Raw genomic sequence first — 19,652 nt, forward strand, 5'->3', positions numbered from 1 at the left:
TGCCGGGGGACGCGCACCCGCCACACGTCGCCCCCGACCCGCCCATCATTCCGCCGCCGCGCAACACTGCGCGATCAGCCCGTCACCGGTTTCGCTGCGGGCGGGACCGCTGCGGTCCCCTCCTCGGTGGCGGCGGGGTCGGGGCCGGCGAGGGCGGGCGGCCGGCGGACCGTCCGGGCGGCGGCGTCGAGCAGGTCGTCCCGTTCGGTGGCGGGCATCCCCTCGTCCTCCAGGAGACCGAGCAGGAGCACGGTCTGCGCGGTCACCGCCGCCGCGCTCACCGGCACCGGCGGCCGGTCGCCGAGCGCCGCCCAGACCAGGTCCTCGGCGACCAGCGGGTCGACGTCCCGCCCCGACCGGTCGTACCGCTCCCGGACGCCGGCCACGAACCGGATCACCGGGGCCCGGTCCTGCCCGGCGACGAACCGCCGTCGGGCGGCGAGCAGGAACACCCCGGCGAGCAGGTCGGCGTACCGCCCCCAGTCCGCCGCCCCGAAGCCGTCGAGTCGGCGGTCAGGTCCGCCGTCGCGCCCGCGTACCAGGTCCCGCAGCGCCCGCATCGGATCGTCACGCATCAGCCTGTCACCTCCCGGCGGACCCGGTTGCGCAGCCGGGCCCACCGCCCCGGGCGTACCCGTCGTCGCTCCGCGCCGACCAGCCGGCCCGCCGCCAGCGCCCCGGCCGCGATCACGGCGACCGGGCCGGCGACGCCCGTCCAGACCGGCCCCGGCATCGCCCGGCCCCGGGGAACGGCGGCAGAGGTCAGCGCGGCGGCGTACCGGTCGAGCGCGACCCCGCCCACCGCGAGTCGGGCGACGACCAGGCCGAGCCGCGCGTTCGCCGCCGCCCAGTGCCGGGCCGCCGCCAGCGCCGTCGGCCCACCGGTACGCCGGACCCAGTCCTCGGCCGCCGCCAGGGTCCGCCGCACCGTGGCGGCCTGCGCGGCGGCCCGGTCGGCGTCGGCGCGGGCGGCCCGCAGCCCGGCCAGGACGGTACCGGCGGTGGCGGCGGGCCGGTCGGGCAGCCGCCGGGCCTCGGTCAGCCCCGCGTGCACCAGGGCCAGCGCCTGCCAGCAGTCGGTCAACGCCTGCTGCCAGGTCGGCGTCCGGTACGCCGCCCGGTCCACCCCGGCGAGGTGTTCCCCGGCCCGGTCCACCGCCACCGCCATCGCCAGCCAGGCCGACCGCAGCTCGGCGACGTCGCCGGCGACCCGGTCCACCGGATCGGGCCAGGCCGGCGCGGGCCGGGCGATCGTCGCCAGCGCGGCCCGCTGCTCGTCGCACGGTCCCGGCCGCCCACAGCCCAGACACACCCCGGTGTACGCCGAGGTGACGTGCGTGTCGAGCACCTGGCGCGCGGTCGTGGCCGCCTCCTGCCGCCGTCCCGCCGGGGTCTGCCGGTACCGCCGCCCGGCGTTGGCCCGCTGTCGCCGCTGCGCCGGTGTCACGCCGCCCCCATCACCAGGTGGGCGAAGCGGACCTCGTCGCACGGGTACCACTCACCGCAGGCGCAGAGCAGCCGGCTGACCCGGCGTGGCGGATGGGCGAACAGGACGTCCTCGGCGTCCTCGGCGTCCTCGACGTCCCGCCGGGAGACGAACTCGTGCCGGAGCCGGGGCGGGGTCTGCTCGTCCGGGTGGGTGGGGCTGGTGTGCTCGGGCGGCCTCGGGCCGTCTTCGTTGTACTCGGGTTGGTCGTGCACAGGCGTCTCCCGTTCCGATCGGGTCTCGTGGCGTCGTGTGCTGGCCGGGCCCGCGTGCGGGCAGGCTCCGGCACGCCCGGCCGACCGAGGGGGATCCGGCCAGCCGGGCGCTCCGTGCGGGTGGGACGAACCAACTCCGGGTTTGCAGACCTGGGAGCTGGTCGAGGACAGGCTATATAACAGGTTATACACGCCAAGCACTGACCGTGCATTGCTTGCTATGCAAAGTGCTACGTGATCGAATGGCGGTGCAGACCTGGGAGTAACCAATGCCCGCCAAAGCCAAGTGGGCGCAGATCGCCGACGGCATCCGCGCCCAGATCCAGTCCGGCGATCTCGCGCCGGGCGACAAGTTGCCGTCCACAACTGAACTGTGCCGTCAACACGGGGTGTCGGCGATCGTCGTACGTCAGGCGATCAACGCCCTCAAGATCGAGGGCTTGGTGGAGGGTGTGGGTGGCGTCGGCGTGTTCGTCGCCGAGCGCTGAGGCTCGTTCCCCGTGTAGTCGTTCCGACAGGGCGGGGCGGGGCGTGGCCGGGTGGTCGCGCTGTGTGTTCATCTCTCGTACTCTCCCTTGTGGTCGTGCTGGTGCGGCGGCACGGCGGTGACTGTCGGGGCGAGACGGGGGAGGGCGTGTGAGCGCTGCTCAGATGCTGGCGAGGTTGGCGGCGGCGTCGCAGAAGCTGGACGAGGCCAAGGCCAAGACGGTGGCGGCGGCTCAGGACCTCGAGGAGGCGCGGTCCCTGGTCGCGGGCGCGTTGGAAGGTGTCGCCGCCGGCCAGTTGCGCGGGATCATCGACGCGTACCGCCAGGCGCTGGGCCAGGCCGCCCAGGGTGGTGAGCCGGCGAAGCACCAGGTCCAGCAGACGATGGCCCGGGTACAGGCGCTGGGAAACTGACCGGGGGAGGTGGCAGCGCAACCCGCCGACCACCCGTCAGGCTTCGTCCGGCCGTACCTACCCGGGATGCGGCAGAGACCGCGCCGCCTGGTGCGCGCCGATTGCACGGTGCGACGTCTGGTGTGCCGAGACGGCGGCGCAGTGATCGTCGCGAGCGAGCGCAGCCCCCGACCCAGGCGCGGAAAGGGGTCAGTTCGGAAACGATCGGCTGGTGGACCTCTGCTTCGGCTGCTGCGTACGCGACCTTCCAGGAGTTCCTGCCGGCGCTGCCGAAGACGGTTGCTGGCACGGTGCTCGCCGTAGCGGGGGCGACGGGTGCCTTCAAAGCGTGGAGAGAGAAGCGTCGACAGCAAAGGGCGGAAGATGAAGATAGACGACCGGACTGAGGCCCTGGTGAGGACGGTGCTTGACGCGGTGGTGCACCGCAACCCTGCCGGCTTCGAGAAGTCGGTTTCCGATCTCGAAGGAAAGGTCGGCCTCCGGGCTGGCATCGAACTCGCCGCAGCGATCTGCGCCTTCGTTCTCTTCGATGTATACGAAGGCTTGCCCTCTGAGGAGCAGATCGTTGATCTTGCTGTCGATATGGAGCGACAGGAGCAGTGGATGGCTCCTGACCGTGGTGAGATCGGCTCCTACGTCCGAGCGTTGGTCCATCGACAGCCACTGGAGGGGGCGCTGACCGAGGAGGGGGTCGTCGTCATTCCGTGGTTGGTCGCGGCCAATCTGCTCACCACTGCTTCTCAGCCCGAGCAGGGCGAGTGGTGGTTCAACTACCTCGACAAGGTGGAGGCGGCGATCGAGGCGGCCGGGTAGGCGGCAGCGGTCGACTCGGACGGTCGCGGGTTGCTGCTGACGGTAGGTGTCCACGGTGTGTAGGCATGGGGAGGCTGCGGGATGGTGGGTGCGGTGGCGGGGCGGTCCGGGGGTGAGCTGGACGGGTTCCGGATCGGGTACGTGCCGGACGGGGTCGGGGAGCTGGTGTCGGACTTCGCCAGTGAGTGGGCGGACGTACGGTTCACGACCCGCGTGTGGGAACGGCAGGTCGACGACGGGTACCGGGTCGACCTGCGCGTGCACGTGCTGCGGGGTGAGGGGCTGACCAGCCTCGACGCGGTGCGCGACGTGCTGGCGGGGTACCAGGAGCGGGATCCGGCGCAGTGGTCGTTGACCGAGTTCCGGCAGGCCCGCGTCGCCGACCCCGGGACCGGGCCGGACGCGGGCCCCGGGACGGATCCCGGGGCCGGTCCGGCGGAGGTCGTCGGGCTGGTCGGCGAGGGCGAGGCGTTCTGGTGGGCGGGGCCGGGCGTGGCCGGGTACGTGCTGGCCGATCCGGAGCGGGTCGGCACCGCGACGTTGCTCGCGATCGTGGCGTCGATCGTGCCGTCGTCCTGACCGGGCCCCTGCGGGGTCGACCCGGGCGCGCGGCGGGGAGGCCGTCAGTTCGCCTCCGGGCTGGTGGTGTCGAGTGGCGGGAGGGCCTGCCGGATGGCCGGTGGTGACCGGTCGAGGGGAACCGGCGGCCAGGTCGTCTCGATCGGACAGTCGGGCCGCTCCCGCGCCGCCTCGACCAGACAGGTCACCCAGATCTGGTACGCCTCGGGCACCTGCCGGGCCGCCCGGCGCGCCAACCGGTACGCGCTCATCGCCCGCTCGGCGTTGCCGTGTTCGGCGGCGACCCGGGCCAGGTCGAAGTACTCACCGACGAAGGCCACCAGTCGCCGGAGGTGATCCGCCGCGTCGGCGAGCAGGTCGGCCAGGATCGAGTCGCGCCCGGCCGGGTCGGTACCCGGGGGCGGCGGGTCGCCCATGGCCAGGGCGGGCAGGTCGGCGGTGACCGTACCGGTGCAGGCCGGGTCGGCGGGCGGGCCGTGCCGGATGGCCCCGAGCCCGACGAGCGCGGTGAGGTCGTTGGTGACCTGCGTGTTGAGGGTGCCCCGAACCCGGTCGACGACGGCGCGGACCTGCTCGTGGCCGTGTTCGGTGAGGTGGGTGTCGAGGCTGAACGCCAGGTCGGCGAGGCTGTCGGAGACGTCTCGAAGGTTGTCGACGAGAAACGTGATCTCGTCGTCGAGCCGCTCCAGCACGGCGTCTGCCGGGCTGGGCTCGCTGTCTGGCATGGGGCTCCCCAGGTGTGCTCCGGGCCGTGGTGATGACGATTCATGATCCGTACATCTATGGATCACCGTCGAAGGCTAGCCAATACGGGTATGTGTCGGATACCCGATACCCCGGCGGTCGGCGAAAGTAAAAATTTACTCATATCCTGCCCCCGGCTCGCCGGACCGTACCGCCGTCGGTCCCCGCCGTCCGGCTGGCCGGGTGGCGGTGCCGGCGGCCGGGTGCCGGTCCGGCGACCGGCCGTGGGTTGACCGCCCGGCGGTCGGGGTAAGAGTGGCCGCGCTCGATTCCCGGGCGCGGGTGACACTCCATGCAAGGATCAGCCGGCGGTCGGGGGCCGACCCGACGCTGGTCACGAAAGACGAGGATGAGATGGAGTTCTTAGCCAGTCCCGAGCTGTGGATCGCGTTCGCGACCCTGCTCCTGCTGGAGATCGTGCTGGGCATCGACAACGTCGTGTTCATCTCGATCCTGGCCGGCCGGCTGCCCGAGCACCAGCAGGCCCGAGCCCGCACGATCGGGCTGTCGCTCGCCCTGGTCACGCGGCTGCTGCTGCTGGCGTCGCTGTCCTGGATCATCGGCCTGACCGCACCGCTGTTCGAGGTGCTCGGGCAGGAGATATCCGGACGCGACCTGATCCTGTTGCTGGGTGGAGCGTTCCTGCTCGGCAAGGCGACCTACGAGATCCACGAGCACCTGGAGGGCAGTGACCACGCGCGGACCGGCAAGGCTGCCTCGTTCGGGGCGGTGATCGCCCAGATCCTGGTCCTCGACATCGTCTTCTCGCTCGACTCGGTGATCACCGCGGTGGGCATGGTCGACGAACTGTTCATCATGGTGGCGGCGGTGATCATCGCGATGGTGATCATGCTCGCCTCGGCCGGTGTGATCAGCGACTTCGTCAACAAACACCCGACGGTCAAGATGCTGGCCCTGTCGTTCCTGCTGCTCATCGGCGCCAGCCTGATCGCCGAGTCGTTCGACCAGCACATCCCGAAGGGCTACGTGTACGGCCCGATCGCGTTCTCGATCTTCGTCGAGGTCCTGAACCTGCGGGCCCGCTCCCGGCGTCGGCGCGCCGAGTCGCTACCGGTGCACCTGCACCCGACGTACGTGAAGAACCAGGAGGAGAAGCCGGCGGTCAAGCCGGCCGGTACCCCCTCCTGAGCCACCTCGGACGGTCCGCGCCGCACGCCACCACGACGGTGGCGTGCGGCGTTGCCGTTGCGGGCGACGAGCACGATCCGGTCGTCGTCCGGGCAGCCCGCATGATCGCCGTACCGGCGGCCCCCATGGTCGCTGTGCCGCCCGCGTCCACCCGCCCCGCCGACACCGATCCGCCGGGGTCGGCTGCCGATACCGGGGTGGTGAATCAGCGGTTACTGTCGGATCGCCGATAGCTCGACCCGTGTTCCCGGAGCCCTTTTCTGAAACGTTCTCGGGAATCATCCAAGGTGCTGTTACCCGCCGATTGTCGCTGGCGAGAATCATTCGGCACGGGTAATCTGCTGCGACGTCGATCCGGTGAACGGGCCGACGCATCTGCCGTACGTGCGCAATTCCTTTGACGGTCGGTCGCGCCGCCCGTTGATTCGTCGTGCCTCGAACCGTGTCCACTCGCCGCCGGCCGATGGCGGCTGAGCCGAGGAGCCCGCCGTGCGTGACCCGTACCCCTTACAGCAGGACAGACCCGACGACCCGGCCGGGCCGTCGACCAGCGCCAAAGAGCGGTTCGCGCACCGGCCACCCGGCTACCCCAACGCGCTGGTATGGCTGCGCGCCGGTGTGCTGCGCGACTGGCGTGGGGTGCTGGGCGCGTTCCTCGCCACCTGGTTCTACGTACCCCTCGGCCTGCTCCTGGCGTTCTGGGGCGCCATCGGCGGCGCGGTCGCCGGGTTGCTGTCCGGGGCGGACACCGCCGAGGCCGTGCCGGACGTGCTGCGGGACGCGCCGCTGCTCGGCGCGCTGCTCGACGGCTTTCTCGGTCGCACCGGCGGGGCACTGGGCGGCTTCACCGGGTTCGTCTTCGGTGCCCTGTCCGGCTTCCTGCTGGTGCTGGTGCTGCCCTGGCGGGCCGCCTTCGACGAGCCGGCCAACCTCCTCACCGGCCTGGCCGGGATGGTGGCGGCGGCTGCCCTGATCGGCGCGGTCTACACCGTCTACCGGGTGCTGTGGGAGCCGCGGTTGCTCGCGGTGTCCGGTGCGCGTCAGCTCAGCCGTCGGGAGGCCGAGCGGCTGGGCCCGATCCTGGCGGACTGCGCCCGCGCCCTCGACCTGCCCAGCCTGCCCCGGCTGCTCATCGAGGACGACCCGGTGCTCACCAACGCCCGCGCGTACGCCCGGCACGTGGTGGTGACCACCAGCCTGCTCACCGAGTCCGACGAGGAGATCGCGGCGCTGCTCAGCCACGAGTTGGTGCACTGGCGCACCGGCGACGAGGTGACCGGCGCCTTCGTCCGGGGGGTCGGGCTGCCCCTGGTGCTGGTGCACGCGGTGCCGACCTGGCTGATGCGGACCTTCCCGCACCCCGCGACCAACCTCGCGATGTTCCTCTTCTTCTGGCCGGTGCTGGTCACCATGCGGTACCTGGTGCTGCCGCTGCACGCCCGGGACGTCCGCGCCGCCGAGTACCGTGCCGACGCGGGCGCCGTGCTCGCCGGCCACGCCGAGGGCATGCGGGACATGCTGGAACGGCGCAAGTCGTTCGAGAGCGGGCGCAGCGGCTGGGACGAGGCGGTCTGCGCCACGCACCCCCCGTCCGAACTGCGGCTGGACCGGCTGGAGCGGCTCACCTCGGCAGCGCAGGCCGGCGCGGCGACGTCCGCCGGGGTCGCCGACGGGACCGACCGGAGCGTTGCGGAGGACGTCCCGGTCAGCGCGGCGGACCTGTTCGCGGGGCCGGGGGCGAAGATGTCCCCGCGTACCGTGCTGGTGGCCGGCGTGCTGGCCCTGGCCTGCGGCTTCGGGGGCACCGTGCTCACCCTGACGCAGTGGGTGTTCTTCCGGCCGGCCGCAGCCGTCGACGGCTACTTCTCCGCCCTCGCCGACCGGGACGCCCGCGCGGTCCTGGAGCTGGTGGGCTCGGCCGACGGGACGACCGACACCGACCTGCTCGCCCGCCTCGTGCGGGGACAGGGCTACCAGCCGCCCGAGGACGTGGCGGTGACCTCGATCCACCGGGACGGTGACCTGGCGACCGCCACGGTCGACGTCACCATCGCCGACCAGCGGCTGACCACCACTCTGTCGCTGCGCCGGGAGGACTCGGCCACGCTGGGACTCTTCCACCGCTGGCGGCTCGACGCCGCGCCGGGCACCCTGACCGTTCCCCCCGTCACGGACGGGCTGAGCATCAATGGCGTACCCGTGCCGGTCGCCCCGGAGGGGGCGAGCCTGGAACTGCTGCCCGGGGCGTACACCGTGGACGGTCAGCAGAACCCGCTCGCCACCACCGCCCCGCAGACCATCGTCGTCGTACCGGGTGAGCCCAGCGCGGGCACCGTGTTCCCGGAGCCGGTCCTCAACCCCGAGGCGCAGGCGACGGCCGAGGAACAGGTCCGCCGGTACCTGGACACCTGCGCCACGCTGAAGGTGGCGGCCCCACCGGGCTGCCCGTTCAGCCACTACGCCAGCGGTGAGGTGAGAAGCATCGCCTGGAAGATCGAGACGTACCCGCGGATCGCGCTCGAACTCACCAGTCCCACCACGGCCCGGGTCGTCACCCTGCCCCAGGGGCAGGGAACGGCGCAGGCGACCGGCACCGCCGTCGGGTTTGTCGGGACCACCCCGTTCACCGACGACGACGAGTTCGGCGTCGAGGGCTTCCTGTCGGTGGTCGACGGCACCCTGACCTTCCAGCCGAGCGACGAGTAGGACGGACGAGCAGTGATGACGGACGAGCAGTGGAGGACGACCCCGTGACCGCGACCCCCGACGGAGCCCGGCAGCCGGTCCGGCTGCTGCTGGCGCCGCGTACCACCGCACCGGCCCGGGTGCCGTTGCTGGACTGGATCCACCGACGGCCGGAGTACCGCGCCGGGGTGCGGCAGGCCGGCGGGCGCGGTGGCCGGGCCGGGTTCAGCGACGCGGTAATCATCGCGGTGGTGGCCCAGGCGCTGCTACCCGGGCTGTTCAACCTGTTGCAGAGCTGGGTCGACCAGCAGCGCACCGAGGTCAGCGTCCGGGTGCAGGCCGGCGAGACCGAGGTGGAGATCCAGGTCACCGGCCGGACCAACGCCGCCGCCCTGGTCGACCAGGCCAGCCGCGCTCTCCAGCAGGCGGCGGAGCAGTCCGGCCGCACGGTGGAAGCCGGCCCTGCGGGGACCTACGGTGCCGTGGAGGCCGGCCCCGCCGACGGGTGACGGGTCGCGCCAGCGGCTCGGTGGCGCGACCCGAGGGGCGCGGTGGCGCGGACCCATGGCACCCGCAGCCGGCCTGCGGGGCCCGCGACGTGCGTCGGCCTCAGTCGCGGGACCGGGGCAGGCAACACTTCTTGTACTTGCTCCCGGAGCCGCACCAGCACGGCTCGTTGCGCCCCGGCGGCCAGGGCTGCCCGTCGGCGTCGTCGGCGATCTCGTCGACGTAGCCGTCCATGGTGTCCGCGTCCAGCGGGTCGACATCGGCGTCGGTGACGTAGGTGCTGAACGCCTCGGCCGAGCCGGGGACCAGGACCAGGGCCGGCACCCCGTCCTCGGCCAGTTCCACGAGTTCCCGTTCGACGAGGGCGCGGTGGTCGTCCCAGGTCGTGCCGAGCTGTTCGGTCAGACCCGGCCAGCGCAGCAGCAGGTTGGTGAACTCGGCCCGGGGCCAGTACAGCAGCCCGTTGGCGGTGGCGGCGGCGCGGTCGGCGGCCCGGTCGGCGGCGACGTCGAGCCGGTCGGCCAGGTCGTCCAGGTCGTCGTGCGGGCGGTCCAGCTCGTGGCGCAGCCGGTGCCGCTGGCGGACCAGCCCGTACACCATCGCGGTGGCCTGGCCCTGGTCGTCGGAGCCCGGCCCCCGGGCGAGCAGGGCGCGGACCGCCTCGGTCAGCCACTGCTCGGCGAGTTCGGCCTGCCCGATCTCCTCCAGCACGTCGGTCAGGTATGTCGCGGTGGGGTCGGTCTCCAGCAGCGGACGCAGCTCGGTCAGCTCCGTCAGGGCCTCGTCGGGGCGGCCCGTCCGGTGCAGCAGCCGGGCCCGGTCCGCGCGGGCGGCCAGGTCCGACTGGCCGGCGGCCCGCTCCTCGGCGATGCTCCGCTCGATCAGCGTCATCGCGAGGTCGAGGTCGGCGAGCTGTCCCTCGGCGATGCCGGCGGCGAGCGAGAGGGCGTACCCCCGGTCCCGCTCGTCGGCGATCCGGCCGTCGTCCACCGCCCGGACGAGCCGGTCGACCAGCGCCGGCGGGTCCTTGCGGTCAGGATGGTCGTGGTGACCGATCTCGTCGAGGTCGTCGATGGTCAACATGTCGGTACTGGGCATGGAGACATCCCGGAGGCAGACGGACAAGGCCGCAAGGGTACTGCCCCCCACCCCACCGGAACGCACACGGTGTGCGCCCCCCACCCCCACCCCCACCCCCGCCCCACCCCCGCCCCCACCCCCACCCGCCCCCCGCCCGCCCCCACCCCCGTCCCGACGCGTTGATCATGGAGTTGACGGTTCCGCGGGAGATCATCCGAGCCGCCAACTCCATGATCAACGGGGGTGGGAGGGGGGTGGGAGGGGGAGGGGTGGGGGGTGGGGTTAGGTGGCGGTGGAGAGGGATTCGTACTCGGCGTCGGTGAGCTTGACCTCGGCGGCGGCCACGTTCTCCTCCAGGTGGGCAACGGAGGAGGTGCCCGGGATCGGGAGCATCACCGGGGAGCGGCGCAGCAGCCAGGCCAGGGCGAGTTGGGCGGGGGTCGCGCCGTGCCCGGTGGAGATCGCGTCCAGCGGGCCACCCGGCCGGGCCAGGTTGCCGGTGGCGATCGGGAACCAGGGGATGAACGCCAGGTCGTTGCGCTCGCAGTGGGTCAGCACGTCCTCAGCGGAGCGGTCGGCCAGGTTGTAGAGGTTCTGCACCGAGACGATCGGAGTGATCTTCCGGGCCGCCTCGATCTGCTCGACGGTCACCTCGGAGAGCCCGATGTGCCGGATCTTGCCCTCCTGCTTGAGCAGCGCCAGCTCGCCGAGCTGGTCCTCCAGCGGTACCTTCCGGTCGATCCGGTGCAACTGGTACAGCGGGATCGACTCCAGACCGAGGTGGCGCAGGCTCAGCTCGCACTGCTGGCGCAGGTACTCCGGCCGGCCCACCGGCCGCCACTCACCCTGGCCGGAGCGGGTCAGCCCGGCCTTCGTCGCGATCACCAGGTCGTCGGCGTACGGGTGCAGCGCCTCCTTGATCAGCATCTCGGAGACGAACGGCCCGTACGAGTCGGCGGTGTCGATGAACGTCACGCCCAGCTCGTACGCCCGGCGCAGCACCCGCAGCGCCTCGGCCGGGTCCTTCGGGTCGCCCCAGACCCCGGGGCCGGTGATCTGCATGGCCCCGTACCCGAGCCGGTCGACGGTCAGGTCGCCGCCGATCCGGTACGTGCCGGAGGCCTTCGCGGGCTGTGCCATCGGTGTACCCCATTCTGTCGCTGTCGTTGGTCCGTCGTCGGGTCGTGCGTCGTGCTGGCGTCCCCGGGGAAACATTCCCGGGTCGGGCCGCTGTCAACATTCCACCCGTCGCGGACGGGCCACGACATCCGGTCCGGACCGGTGCCGGGAGCCGGGGGAGTTGCGCCGAGCGGCGGGTACGGCGGGCCGACCCGTGCGACGCTGGGCCGAGGTGGGACGGTCCGCGCGACGGGAGGCGTGCCATGGCGCAGCAACCTCGGCTCGACCTGGCGCTCGACACGTACGAGTGCATCGTGCTGTACCCCGGGCCGGCCGGTCGGGACCTGCCGGAGGAGACGGTCCGCCGGCTCCAGGCCGACCACGCCGGGTACATGGGTGCGCTGCAACGCCGGGGGGTCGTACTGGTCGCCGGGTCGGTCGACGGCCCGGCCCGGGAACCGGACGCGCCGCTCGGCTTCGGCCTGGCCCGTACCGGCTCGGTCGACGACGTCCGGACCGTGCTGGAGGCCGACCCGGCGGTGCGCGCCGGGCTCTACCGGGTGGAGGTGCTGACCTTCCACTGCCCGGCCGGTTCGCTGGAGTTCCCGCTGGCCAAGGCGGCGAGCTGAGGGCGACGGGCACCGGGCCGGGGCGTCGGCCGAGCGGGCGCGGGGTGTCCGAGCGCGGGGCGTCGGGGCACGAGGGCAGCGCGGTGGCGGGGCGTGGGGTGGCCGGGGCGTGGGGTGCCGTGGCGGGCCCGGCGTGTCGGGTGGGTGACGGCGGGGGCCGGGCCGCCGGTGGTACCGTCGCCGCACCCCGGGGCCCCACGGGCCTGGTGGCCCCCGGAGCGCGCTGGTGACGTGGGCGGACGCGGCGGGCGGGGCCGGCCGAACGGCCCCGCCGGGGCGGGGCGATCCGGCCCACCGGGGCCGGGTGGTCGGGCCGGCCGGCCGGTCCGAGCCGGTAGCGCCGTCGGGCTGTCCCGGAGCCCGGCAGGCCGTTCGGGCTCCGGGCGAGTACGCTCTGCGTCGCGGTCGCCGATGCCCGCGTCCAGTGTCCCCCGCGCGAGCCGGACGACCATTAGTACGTTGGACAGGTCCAGGTACCCCGGGGTTGGACCGATGTTTCCGTTTCCGCAAAGGGGTCGGCCGGCGGGTCGATCCGGGGGAGAGACTAGCCTGATGGGCGTGACACGCCGCGCGAAGATTGTCTGCACTCTTGGCCCTGCCACCTCGTCCCCGGAGCGCATCCGGGGTCTGGTCGACGCGGGCATGAACGTGGCCCGGCTGAACTTCAGCCACGGCAGCCACGCCGACCACGAGGCGGTCTACCACCTCGTCCGGGAGGCGTCGGAGGCGGCCGGCCGGCCGGTGGCGGTCCTCGCCGACCTCCAGGGCCCCAAGATCCGCCTCGGCCGCTTCGCCGACGGCCCGCACGAGTGGCGCACCGGCGACTCCGTCGTGATCACCAGCGACGACGTCGTCGGCACCAAGGAGCGGGTCTCCTGCACGTACCGGAAGCTGCCGCAGGAGGTCAAGCCGGGTGACCGGCTGCTGATCGACGACGGCCGGGTGGCCGTCGAGGTCAGCGAGGTCACCGGCAACGACATTCGGGTCCTGGTCACCGAGGGTGGCCCGGTCTCCAACAACAAGGGCGTCTCGCTGCCGAACGTGGCGGTCAGCGTCCCGGCCCTGTCGGACAAGGACGCCGAGGACCTGCGCTTCGCCCTGCGCCTGGGCGCCGACATGATCGCCCTGTCCTTCGTCCGCTCGGCGGAGGACATCAAGCTCGTCCACGCGATCATGAGCGAGGTCGGGGTGCACCGGCCGGTCATGGCCAAGGTCGAGAAGCCCGAGGCGGTGGACCACCTGGAGGCCATCGTGCTGGCCTTCGACGGGGTCATGGTGGCCCGGGGCGACCTGGGCGTGGAGCTGCCGCTGGACCAGGTGCCGCTGGTGCAGAAGCGCGCCGTGCAGCTCTGCCGGGAGAACGCCAAGCCGGTCATCGTGGCCACCCAGATGCTCGACTCCATGATCGAGAACTCGCGCCCCACCCGGGCGGAGGCCTCCGACGTCGCCAACGCCGTGCTCGACGGCGCGGACGCGGTGATGCTCTCCGGCGAGACCAGCGTCGGCAAGTACCCGGTGCTCACCGTCAGCACCATGGCGAAGATCGTCACCACCACCGAGGCCGGCTCCATCGGGGTGCCCCGCCTCCAGCACGACCCGCGTACCCACGGCGGTGCGCTCACCGTGGCGGCATCGCAGATCGCGCGGGCCATCGGCGCCAAGGCGCTTGTCGCGTTCTCGCAGACCGGCGACACCGTGCGGCGGCTCAGCCGGCTGCACTGCGACCTGCCGCTGCTGGCCTTCACCCCGGTCCCCGAGGTCCGCGACCAGCTCGCCCTCTCCTGGGGGGTGGAGACCTTCCTGATGCCGTTCGTGCAGCACACCGACGACATGTTCCGCCAGGTCGACCAGGCGCTGCTGGGCCTGGACCGGGCCACCCCGGGCGACTACGTGGTGATCGTCGCCGGCAGCCCGCCCGGCACCCCCGGCTCCACCAACACCCTGCGGGTGCACCAGCTCGGATCGCTGGTCGACGCCGCCTCCGCGCGGGCGTTGCAGTGACCACCGGTGGCGTCGTGGTCGGCCAGGCCGCGGTCGACCAACTGCTGGAGGTCCTCGACCTCGACGCCACCGGATCGATGGCCTTCCGGGGGATGAGCCCCCCGGTCGGCCCCCAGCGGGTGTACGGCGGCCAGGTCGCCGGCCAGGCCCTGGTCGCCGCCGGTCGCACGGTGGCCCCGGAGCGGTTCGTGCACTCGCTGCACGGCTACTTCGTCCGCCCCGGCGACCCGGCCGAGCCGATCGACTACCGGGTGGAGGACGTCCGCGACGGGCGGTCGTTCTCCGTCCGGCGGTCCGTGGCGTACCAGCACGAGAAGCCGATCTTCTTCATGTCGGCCTCGTTCCAACGGATCGAGGAGGGGCTGGAGCACCAGGCTCCCACCCCGCCGGACGTGCCCGTACCGGACGAGGTGCCGACCATGGCCGAGCGGCTGGCCCGGTACCCGGACCGGCTCGGCATCTGGGGTCGCATCCCGCGCCCGATCGACGTCCGGTACGTCGGCGAGCCGGGCTGGGTGGCCCCCGGGGACCGGCCCGCCGACCCGCACCAGCGGGTCTGGATGCGTATCGACGGGAAGCTTCCCGACGATCCGCTGCTGCACGCCTGCGCCCTCACCTACGCCTCCGACCTCACCCTGCTGGACTCGGTGCTGTCGGTGCACGGCGAGGTGTGGGGGCCGGGCGGGGTGGTCGGCGCCAGCCTGGACCACGCGCTCTGGTTCCACCGGCCGTTCCGCGCCGACGAGTGGTTCCTCTACGACTGCTGGAGCCCGTCCGCCTCCGGGGCGCGCGGGCTGGCCACCGGCCGGATGTTCACCGCCGACGGCCGGCACATCGCCAGCGCCGTGCAGGAGGGGCTGCTGCGCCGGGTCGGCGCCTGACCGCCCGTCCCCGCGTCCGCCCCGCCCGCCCCCGCGTCCGTTGGCACGCGGTGCGTGCAGCGCGTGACCACCTGCTGGCACGGCGGTGGGGCGGCGGAGGCCGGTGGTTCGTAGCCGGTTAACCTTGCCGGCATGCGCCTCTCCGCCCGGGTCGACTACGCCCTTCGCGCGGCTGCCGAACTCGCCGCCGTCGCCGACGGGGCGGGGGCCGGGCGGGCCCGCCCGGTGACCGCGGAGCAGATCGCGCGGGCGCAGGAGATTCCGCCGAAGTTCCTGGAGAGCATTCTGCTGCAACTGCGCCGGGGCGGCATCGTGCACGCCCAGCGCGGTCCCGAGGGCGGGTACTGGCTGGCCCGCCCGGCGGGGGAGATCTCCCTCGCCGAGGTGATCCGGGTGATCGACGGCCCGCTCGCGCACGTGCGGGGACAGCGGCCGGAGCAGCTCGGGTACCAGGGGGCGGCGCGGGCGTTGCAGGAGGTGTGGATTGCCCTGCGGGCCAACGAGCGGCAGATCCTGGAGCTGGTCTCGATCGCCGACGTGGCCACCGGCAAGCTCCCGGAGCGGGTGAGCGAACTGGTCGCCGACCCGAACGCCTGGATCTGACCCCGGCCCGTCGTGTGCCCGCGCGGCCAGCCCGGCCCGGTCGACGCCGGAGCGGTCGACCCGGCCCGGTCGGGCTGGTCAGGCCGGGGGCGGCAGGTCGGCGAGCACCTCGGTCGCGGTGCGCGCCAGCAGCTGCCAGGCCTCGTCGACGTGCTCCGGCCGGGTCTGCGGCGAGCCGACCGCCAGCCGCAGGGTGTACCGGCCGGCGACCCGGGTGTGGGTCAGCAGCACCCGCCCGGTGCCGTTGACCCGGGCCAGCAGTTCGGCGCTGGCCTCGTCGCCGGCCACCAACCGGAAGCAGACCAGCGCGAACGGGTGCGGCGCCACCACCTCGAACCGGTCGTCGGCGCGGACCCGGTCGGCGAACCCGCCGGCCAGGGCCACCCCGGACCGGATGTGCGCCCGTAGCCCCTCCGTGCCGTACCAGCGCAGCACGAACCACAGCTTCAGCGCCCGGAACCGGCGACCGAGCGGCACCTGCCAGTCCCGGTAGTCGACCACCGCCCCGGTCTCGGAGGCCGTGTTGCGCAGGTACTCCGGCAGCACCGTCAGCGCCTCGACCAGTTCCCCGGCGTCGGCCACCCAGAACGCGTCGCAGTCGAAGCCGGTGAGCAGCCACTTGTGCGGGTCGAAGCAGTACGAGTCGGCGTACTCCAGGCCGGCGTGCGTCCAGCGCAGCTCCGGGCAGATCGCGGCGGAGCCCGCGTACGCGGCGTCGACGTGCAGCCAGACGCCGTACTCGGCGCAGATCGCGCCGATCTCGGGCAGCGGGTCCACGGCGGTGGTCGAGGTGGTCCCGATGGTGGCGACCACGATCGCCGGCACCTCCCCGGCGGCCAGGTCGGCCCGGATCGCCGCGCGCAGCGCCGCCGGGTCCAGCGCCCGGGTACGCGGATCCACCTCGACGGTGCGGACCCCGTCGCTGCCCAGGCCGGCGATCCGGGCGGCCTTCTCGATCGACGAGTGCCCCTCGGTCGACGTGTACGCGCGGTACCGGCGGTCCAGGCCGGTCGAACGCCAGCGTCCCCGGCTCGCCCGGTGCAGCGCGGCGAGGGTGGCGACCAGCGTCGCCGACGAGGCCGAGTCCTGGATGACCCCACCCCCGGTGCCGGTGGAGCGGAACCGCTCGGGCAGGCCCAGCAGGTCGACCAGCCAGTCCAGCAGCACCGTCTCCAGTTCGGTGGCGGCCGGGCTGGTGGACCAGAGCATCCCCTGCACCCCCAGCCCCGCGCTGACCAGATCCCCGAGCACGCTGGGTCCGCTGGTGTTCGCCGGGAAGTACCCGAAGAAGGCGGGGTGCTGCCAGTGGGTCACCTGGGGCAGGACCAGACGGTCCAGGTCGGCCAGCACCGCCGCGACCGGTTCCCCCTCCGGCGGGGCAGCGTCGGGCAGGGCGGCGGCGACCGTACCGGGCGGGTCCTGGGTGGTCACCGGTCGCTGCCCGAGAGTGGCCCAGTACTCGGCGATCCAGTCGATCACCGCGTACCCGGCCCGGCGGAACTCCTCGGGGTCCATGTGCTCGGCCATCTGACCAGTTGATCACTATCACTCCTGGTGATCAAGGGGTGGCCGCCGCGGGACGACTGTTGTGCCGGCTGCCCGGGGGGCCTAACATTCGCAGGGCGCGGACAATCACGGGCTTGAATGAAACGTTTCACCGCGACAGTGCGGCGGCTCCCGTGTCGGCCCTGGGCAGGCCGACCCCGTCCCTACCGCCGTACCCACCCACCTCCTGTGGAGGCACCTCATGCAACCCGTACCACCCCACTCAGCCCTGCCCTCCCACCGGCCGCCACCCGCCCGGCGGGCCCGGCGGCGCCGGACCCTGCTGCTCGCCGCGACGGCCACCACCGGTCTGCTCGCGGCCACCCTCACCACCGTGAACGCGGCGGCGGCCGCTCCCGGCTGCCGGGTCGACTACCGGATCACCAACCAGTGGGGAGGTGGTTTCGGGGCCGAGGTCGGCATCACCAACCTGGGCGACCCGGTCAACGGCTGGGCCCTCACCTGGAGCTTCCCCGCCGCGGGGCAGCAGGTCACCCAGGCGTGGAACGCCACGGTGACCTCTGCCGGGGCCCAGGTCACCGCCCGCAACGTCGACCACAACGCGGCCATCGGCACCGGGGCCACCACCTCCTTCGGGTTCAACGGCTCCTGGACCGGCAGCAACCCCGTGCCGACCAGCTTCGCCCTCAACGGCACCACCTGCACCGGCACCGTCACCCCGACCACCGGGCCTCCGACCACCCCACCCACCACGACCCCACCGCCCACGACCCCGCCCCCCACGACCCCACCCCCCACCAACCCGCCGGCCGGGTCCCGGCAGGCCGAGAACCTGGACCGGGGCCTGGTCAGCGTCCGCTCCGGCACCGGGAACCTGGTCTCCTGGCGGCTGCTCGGCACCGAGACCAGCGGGGTCTCCTTCAACCTGTACCGGGGCGGCACCCGGGTCAACGCCACCCCCATCACCGGGGCCACCAACCACCTGGACAGCGGGGCACCCGCCGGGGCGGCCTACACCGTCCGGGCCGTGGTGGGCGGCGTCGAGCAGGCACCCAGCGCCCCCGCCCTCCAGTTCGGCTCCGGGTACCTGGACGTGCCGATCCAGCCCCCGGCCGGGGGCAGCACCCCCAGCGGGGAGGCGTACACCTACTCGGCCAACGACGCCAGCGTCGGGGACCTGGACGGGGACGGCCGGTACGACCTCGTCGTCAAGTGGGACCCCTCCAACGCCAAGGACAACGCCCAGTCCGGGTACACCGGCCCGGTCTACCTGGACGGGTACACCCTCACCGGCACCCGGCTGTGGCGCATCGACCTCGGCCGCAACATCCGGGCCGGGGCCCACTACACCCAGTTCCAGGTCTACGACTTCGACGGTGACGGGGACGCCGAGGTGGCCGTCAAGACCGCCGACGGCACCCGTTCCGGCACCGGCCAGGTGATCGGTTCGGCCAGCGCCGACCACCGCAACTCCAGCGGGTACGTGCTGGCCGGACCGGAGTTCCTGACCATGTTCGACGGTCGGACCGGGGCCGTGGCCTCCACCGTCAACTACGACCCCCCGCGCGGCACCGTCTCCTCTTGGGGGGACAACTACGGCAACCGGGTGGACCGGTTCCTGGCCGGCACCGCCTACCTGGACGGCCAGCGCCCCTCCCTGATCTCGGCCCGGGGCTACTACACCCGGGCGGTCGTCGCCGCCTGGGACTTCCGCAACGGCACCCTGACCAAGCGGTGGACCTTCGACTCCAACGCCTCCGGCAACGGAGCCGCCCACGGCCAGGGCAGCCACAGCCTCTCGATCGCCGACGTGGACGCCGACGGCCGGGACGAGATCGTGTACGGGGCGGCCACCATCGACGACAACGGGCGGCTGCTCTGGAGCGCGGGCACCGGGCACGGGGACGCCCAGCACGTCGGTGACCTGGACCCGAGCCGTCCCGGCCTGGAGGTCTTCAAGGTCAGCGAGTCGGCCAGCCAGCCCGGCTCCCTGCTCCTGGACGCCCGGACCGGTCAGCGACTCTGGTCCACTCCCTCGGGTTCGGACAACGGCCGGGGGGTGGCCGGGGACATCTGGGCCGGCAGCCCCGGGGCGGAGTCCTGGTCCTCGGCGGTCGGCAACCTGCTGAACACCCGGGGGCAGAACGTCGGCCGCAAGCCCTCCTCCACCAACTTCCTGATCTGGTGGGACGGGGACCCGGTCCGGGAACTGCTCGACGCCACCCGGATCGACAAGTACGGCCCCAACGGGGACACCCGGCTGCTCACCGGCTCGGGGGTGTCCTCCAACAACGGCACCAAGTCCACCCCGGCCCTGTCGGCCGACATCCTGGGTGACTGGCGGGAGGAGGTCATCTGGCGGACCTCGGACAACCGGGCCCTGCGCATCTACAGCACGCCGACCCCGACCGCCGTGCGGCTGCCCACCCTGATGCACGACACCCAGTACCGGGTCTCCGTGGCCTGGCAGAACACCGCCTACAACCAGCCCCCGCACCCGGGCTTCTTCCTCGGGGACGGAATGTCCACCCCGCCCGCGCCGCGCATCTACCTGCGCTGAGGGATCTACCCGCGCTGAGCGGATCACCCGCGCCGAGCCGGGGAATTCCCTGAGAGGGAGAAAGGTGGTGCAGCCCGGGTCCGCCGCAACCAGCGGACCCGGGACAGGCACCGGGCCGACGAGTGAACCCGCACGTCGACGGCCCGGTGCCCCACACCGCAGCACCCCCGACCCGTCCCGACCGGGAATGCCGTA

General features: G+C 73.1%; 19 protein-coding genes. 12 read left to right on the forward strand and 7 right to left on the reverse strand.

The window, feature by feature from the left end; genetic code table 11:
• Window positions 1-74: 74 nt before the first annotated feature.
• Genes ACQUFX_RS03285 through ACQUFX_RS03295 form a run of 3 tightly spaced genes read right to left on the reverse strand, consistent with a single transcriptional unit; the run spans window position 75 to window position 1,701 of the window.
• The gene (locus ACQUFX_RS03285; protein ID WP_428964562.1) at window positions 75-575 is read right to left on the reverse strand and encodes a hypothetical protein; all 501 of its coding nucleotides are present in this window, start codon (window positions 573-575) and stop codon (window positions 75-77) included.
• Window positions 575-1,447 (reverse strand): hypothetical protein, encoded by an 873-nt coding sequence (locus ACQUFX_RS03290; protein WP_428964563.1) that lies wholly within the window; start codon window positions 1,445-1,447, stop codon window positions 575-577. The genes ACQUFX_RS03285 and ACQUFX_RS03290 overlap by 1 nt, the downstream gene beginning before the upstream one ends.
• On the reverse strand, window positions 1,444-1,701 hold the full coding sequence (locus tag ACQUFX_RS03295; protein ID WP_428964564.1) for a hypothetical protein: 258 nt from the start codon (window positions 1,699-1,701) through the stop codon (window positions 1,444-1,446). The genes ACQUFX_RS03290 and ACQUFX_RS03295 overlap by 4 nt, the downstream gene beginning before the upstream one ends.
• 269 nt (window positions 1,702-1,970) lie before the next feature.
• On the opposite strand from ACQUFX_RS03295, the gene ACQUFX_RS03300 reads away from it, so the two are divergent.
• The 4 genes from ACQUFX_RS03300 (at window position 1,971) to ACQUFX_RS03315 (ending at window position 3,993) form a co-directional block, all read left to right on the forward strand.
• A complete protein-coding gene (locus ACQUFX_RS03300) occupies window positions 1,971-2,189 on the forward strand; it encodes a winged helix-turn-helix domain-containing protein (protein ID WP_428964565.1) in 219 nt (72 codons plus the stop codon).
• A 148-nt stretch (window positions 2,190-2,337) separates the two neighbouring features.
• The gene (locus ACQUFX_RS03305) at window positions 2,338-2,601 is read left to right on the forward strand and encodes a DUF6244 family protein (RefSeq protein ID WP_428964566.1); all 264 of its coding nucleotides are present in this window, start codon (window positions 2,338-2,340) and stop codon (window positions 2,599-2,601) included.
• Between the two features lie 363 nt (window positions 2,602-2,964).
• A complete protein-coding gene (locus ACQUFX_RS03310; RefSeq protein WP_428964567.1) occupies window positions 2,965-3,414 on the forward strand; it encodes a hypothetical protein in 450 nt (149 codons plus the stop codon).
• An 81-nt stretch (window positions 3,415-3,495) separates the two neighbouring features.
• Complete coding sequence (locus tag ACQUFX_RS03315) at window positions 3,496-3,993, forward strand: hypothetical protein (protein WP_428964568.1); 498 nt, start codon at window positions 3,496-3,498, stop codon at window positions 3,991-3,993.
• A 44-nt stretch (window positions 3,994-4,037) separates the two neighbouring features.
• On the opposite strand, the gene ACQUFX_RS03320 is transcribed toward ACQUFX_RS03315, so the two are convergent.
• Entirely contained in the window at window positions 4,038-4,718 is a 681-nt protein-coding gene (locus tag ACQUFX_RS03320; protein WP_428964569.1) for a hypothetical protein, read from the reverse strand.
• 373 nt (window positions 4,719-5,091) lie between these two features.
• Here ACQUFX_RS03320 and ACQUFX_RS03325 point away from each other — a divergent pair, with 373 nt between their 5' ends.
• The 3 genes from ACQUFX_RS03325 (at window position 5,092) to ACQUFX_RS03335 (ending at window position 9,080) form a co-directional block, all read left to right on the forward strand.
• Window positions 5,092-5,886 carry a TerC family protein gene (locus tag ACQUFX_RS03325; RefSeq protein WP_428964570.1) on the forward strand — a complete coding sequence of 265 codons (795 nt, stop codon included), beginning with the start codon at window positions 5,092-5,094 and terminating at the stop codon, window positions 5,884-5,886.
• A gap of 489 nt (window positions 5,887-6,375) precedes the next feature.
• On the forward strand, window positions 6,376-8,592 hold the full coding sequence (locus tag ACQUFX_RS03330; protein WP_428964571.1) for a M48 family metalloprotease: 2,217 nt from the start codon (window positions 6,376-6,378) through the stop codon (window positions 8,590-8,592).
• Between the two features lie 44 nt (window positions 8,593-8,636).
• Window positions 8,637-9,080, forward strand: a complete 444-nt coding sequence (locus tag ACQUFX_RS03335; RefSeq protein ID WP_428964572.1) for an effector-associated constant component EACC1 — start codon at window positions 8,637-8,639, stop codon at window positions 9,078-9,080.
• Between the two features lie 100 nt (window positions 9,081-9,180).
• Here ACQUFX_RS03335 and ACQUFX_RS03340 read toward each other — a convergent pair whose 3' ends face one another.
• Window positions 9,181-10,176, reverse strand: a complete 996-nt coding sequence (locus ACQUFX_RS03340) for an SEC-C domain-containing protein (RefSeq protein WP_428964573.1) — start codon at window positions 10,174-10,176, stop codon at window positions 9,181-9,183.
• A gap of 264 nt (window positions 10,177-10,440) precedes the next feature.
• The gene (locus tag ACQUFX_RS03345; protein WP_428964574.1) at window positions 10,441-11,298 is read right to left on the reverse strand and encodes an aldo/keto reductase; all 858 of its coding nucleotides are present in this window, start codon (window positions 11,296-11,298) and stop codon (window positions 10,441-10,443) included.
• A 242-nt stretch (window positions 11,299-11,540) separates the two neighbouring features.
• On the opposite strand from ACQUFX_RS03345, the gene ACQUFX_RS03350 reads away from it, so the two are divergent.
• From ACQUFX_RS03350 to ACQUFX_RS03365, 4 genes are all read left to right on the forward strand, one after another.
• Window positions 11,541-11,906 carry a YciI family protein gene (locus ACQUFX_RS03350; RefSeq protein WP_428964575.1) on the forward strand — a complete coding sequence of 122 codons (366 nt, stop codon included), beginning with the start codon at window positions 11,541-11,543 and terminating at the stop codon, window positions 11,904-11,906.
• A gap of 552 nt (window positions 11,907-12,458) precedes the next feature.
• Window positions 12,459-13,907, forward strand: coding sequence for a pyruvate kinase (gene pyk, locus ACQUFX_RS03355; protein ID WP_067369939.1), 1,449 nt, complete (start codon window positions 12,459-12,461; stop codon window positions 13,905-13,907).
• Complete coding sequence (locus ACQUFX_RS03360; protein WP_067369942.1) at window positions 13,904-14,788, forward strand: acyl-CoA thioesterase; 885 nt, start codon at window positions 13,904-13,906, stop codon at window positions 14,786-14,788. The genes pyk and ACQUFX_RS03360 overlap by 4 nt, the downstream gene beginning before the upstream one ends.
• 132 nt (window positions 14,789-14,920) lie before the next feature.
• Complete coding sequence (locus ACQUFX_RS03365; protein WP_428964576.1) at window positions 14,921-15,391, forward strand: RrF2 family transcriptional regulator; 471 nt, start codon at window positions 14,921-14,923, stop codon at window positions 15,389-15,391.
• A 78-nt stretch (window positions 15,392-15,469) separates the two neighbouring features.
• On the opposite strand, the gene ACQUFX_RS03370 is transcribed toward ACQUFX_RS03365, so the two are convergent.
• On the reverse strand, window positions 15,470-16,918 hold the full coding sequence (locus ACQUFX_RS03370; RefSeq protein ID WP_428964577.1) for a pyridoxal-dependent decarboxylase: 1,449 nt from the start codon (window positions 16,916-16,918) through the stop codon (window positions 15,470-15,472).
• A gap of 220 nt (window positions 16,919-17,138) precedes the next feature.
• Between ACQUFX_RS03370 and ACQUFX_RS03375 the strand changes: the two genes are divergently transcribed.
• The gene (locus tag ACQUFX_RS03375) at window positions 17,139-19,457 is read left to right on the forward strand and encodes a rhamnogalacturonan lyase family protein (protein ID WP_428964578.1); all 2,319 of its coding nucleotides are present in this window, start codon (window positions 17,139-17,141) and stop codon (window positions 19,455-19,457) included.
• The last annotated feature ends 195 nt before the right edge of the window (window positions 19,458-19,652 follow it).

It is taken from the genome of Micromonospora fluostatini (assembly GCF_050410825.1).
Lineage (GTDB): Bacteria > Actinomycetota > Actinomycetes > Mycobacteriales > Micromonosporaceae > Micromonospora > Micromonospora rosaria.

What these genes read in the sequence shown, in the direction of transcription:
- ACQUFX_RS03365 (WP_428964576.1), top strand. Translation starts at nt 14,921, where the DNA reads ATGCGCCTCTCCGCCCGGGTCGACTACGCCCTTCGCGCGGCTGCCGAA.
- ACQUFX_RS03375 (WP_428964578.1), top strand. Translation starts at nt 17,139, where the DNA reads ATGCAACCCGTACCACCCCACTCAGCCCTGCCCTCCCACCGGCCGCCA.
- ACQUFX_RS03300 (WP_428964565.1), top strand. Translation starts at nt 1,971, where the DNA reads ATGCCCGCCAAAGCCAAGTGGGCGCAGATCGCCGACGGCATCCGCGCC.
- ACQUFX_RS03350 (WP_428964575.1), top strand. Translation starts at nt 11,541, where the DNA reads ATGGCGCAGCAACCTCGGCTCGACCTGGCGCTCGACACGTACGAGTGC.
- ACQUFX_RS03370 (WP_428964577.1), bottom strand. Translation starts at nt 16,918, where the DNA reads ATGGCCGAGCACATGGACCCCGAGGAGTTCCGCCGGGCCGGGTACGCG.
- ACQUFX_RS03310 (WP_428964567.1), top strand. Translation starts at nt 2,965, where the DNA reads ATGAAGATAGACGACCGGACTGAGGCCCTGGTGAGGACGGTGCTTGAC.
- ACQUFX_RS03320 (WP_428964569.1), bottom strand. Translation starts at nt 4,718, where the DNA reads ATGCCAGACAGCGAGCCCAGCCCGGCAGACGCCGTGCTGGAGCGGCTC.
- ACQUFX_RS03315 (WP_428964568.1), top strand. Translation starts at nt 3,496, where the DNA reads ATGGTGGGTGCGGTGGCGGGGCGGTCCGGGGGTGAGCTGGACGGGTTC.
- ACQUFX_RS03285 (WP_428964562.1), bottom strand. Translation starts at nt 575, where the DNA reads ATGCGTGACGATCCGATGCGGGCGCTGCGGGACCTGGTACGCGGGCGC.
- ACQUFX_RS03340 (WP_428964573.1), bottom strand. Translation starts at nt 10,176, where the DNA reads ATGCCCAGTACCGACATGTTGACCATCGACGACCTCGACGAGATCGGT.
- ACQUFX_RS03345 (WP_428964574.1), bottom strand. Translation starts at nt 11,298, where the DNA reads ATGGCACAGCCCGCGAAGGCCTCCGGCACGTACCGGATCGGCGGCGAC.
- pyk (WP_067369939.1), top strand. Translation starts at nt 12,459, where the DNA reads ATGGGCGTGACACGCCGCGCGAAGATTGTCTGCACTCTTGGCCCTGCC.
- ACQUFX_RS03325 (WP_428964570.1), top strand. Translation starts at nt 5,092, where the DNA reads ATGGAGTTCTTAGCCAGTCCCGAGCTGTGGATCGCGTTCGCGACCCTG.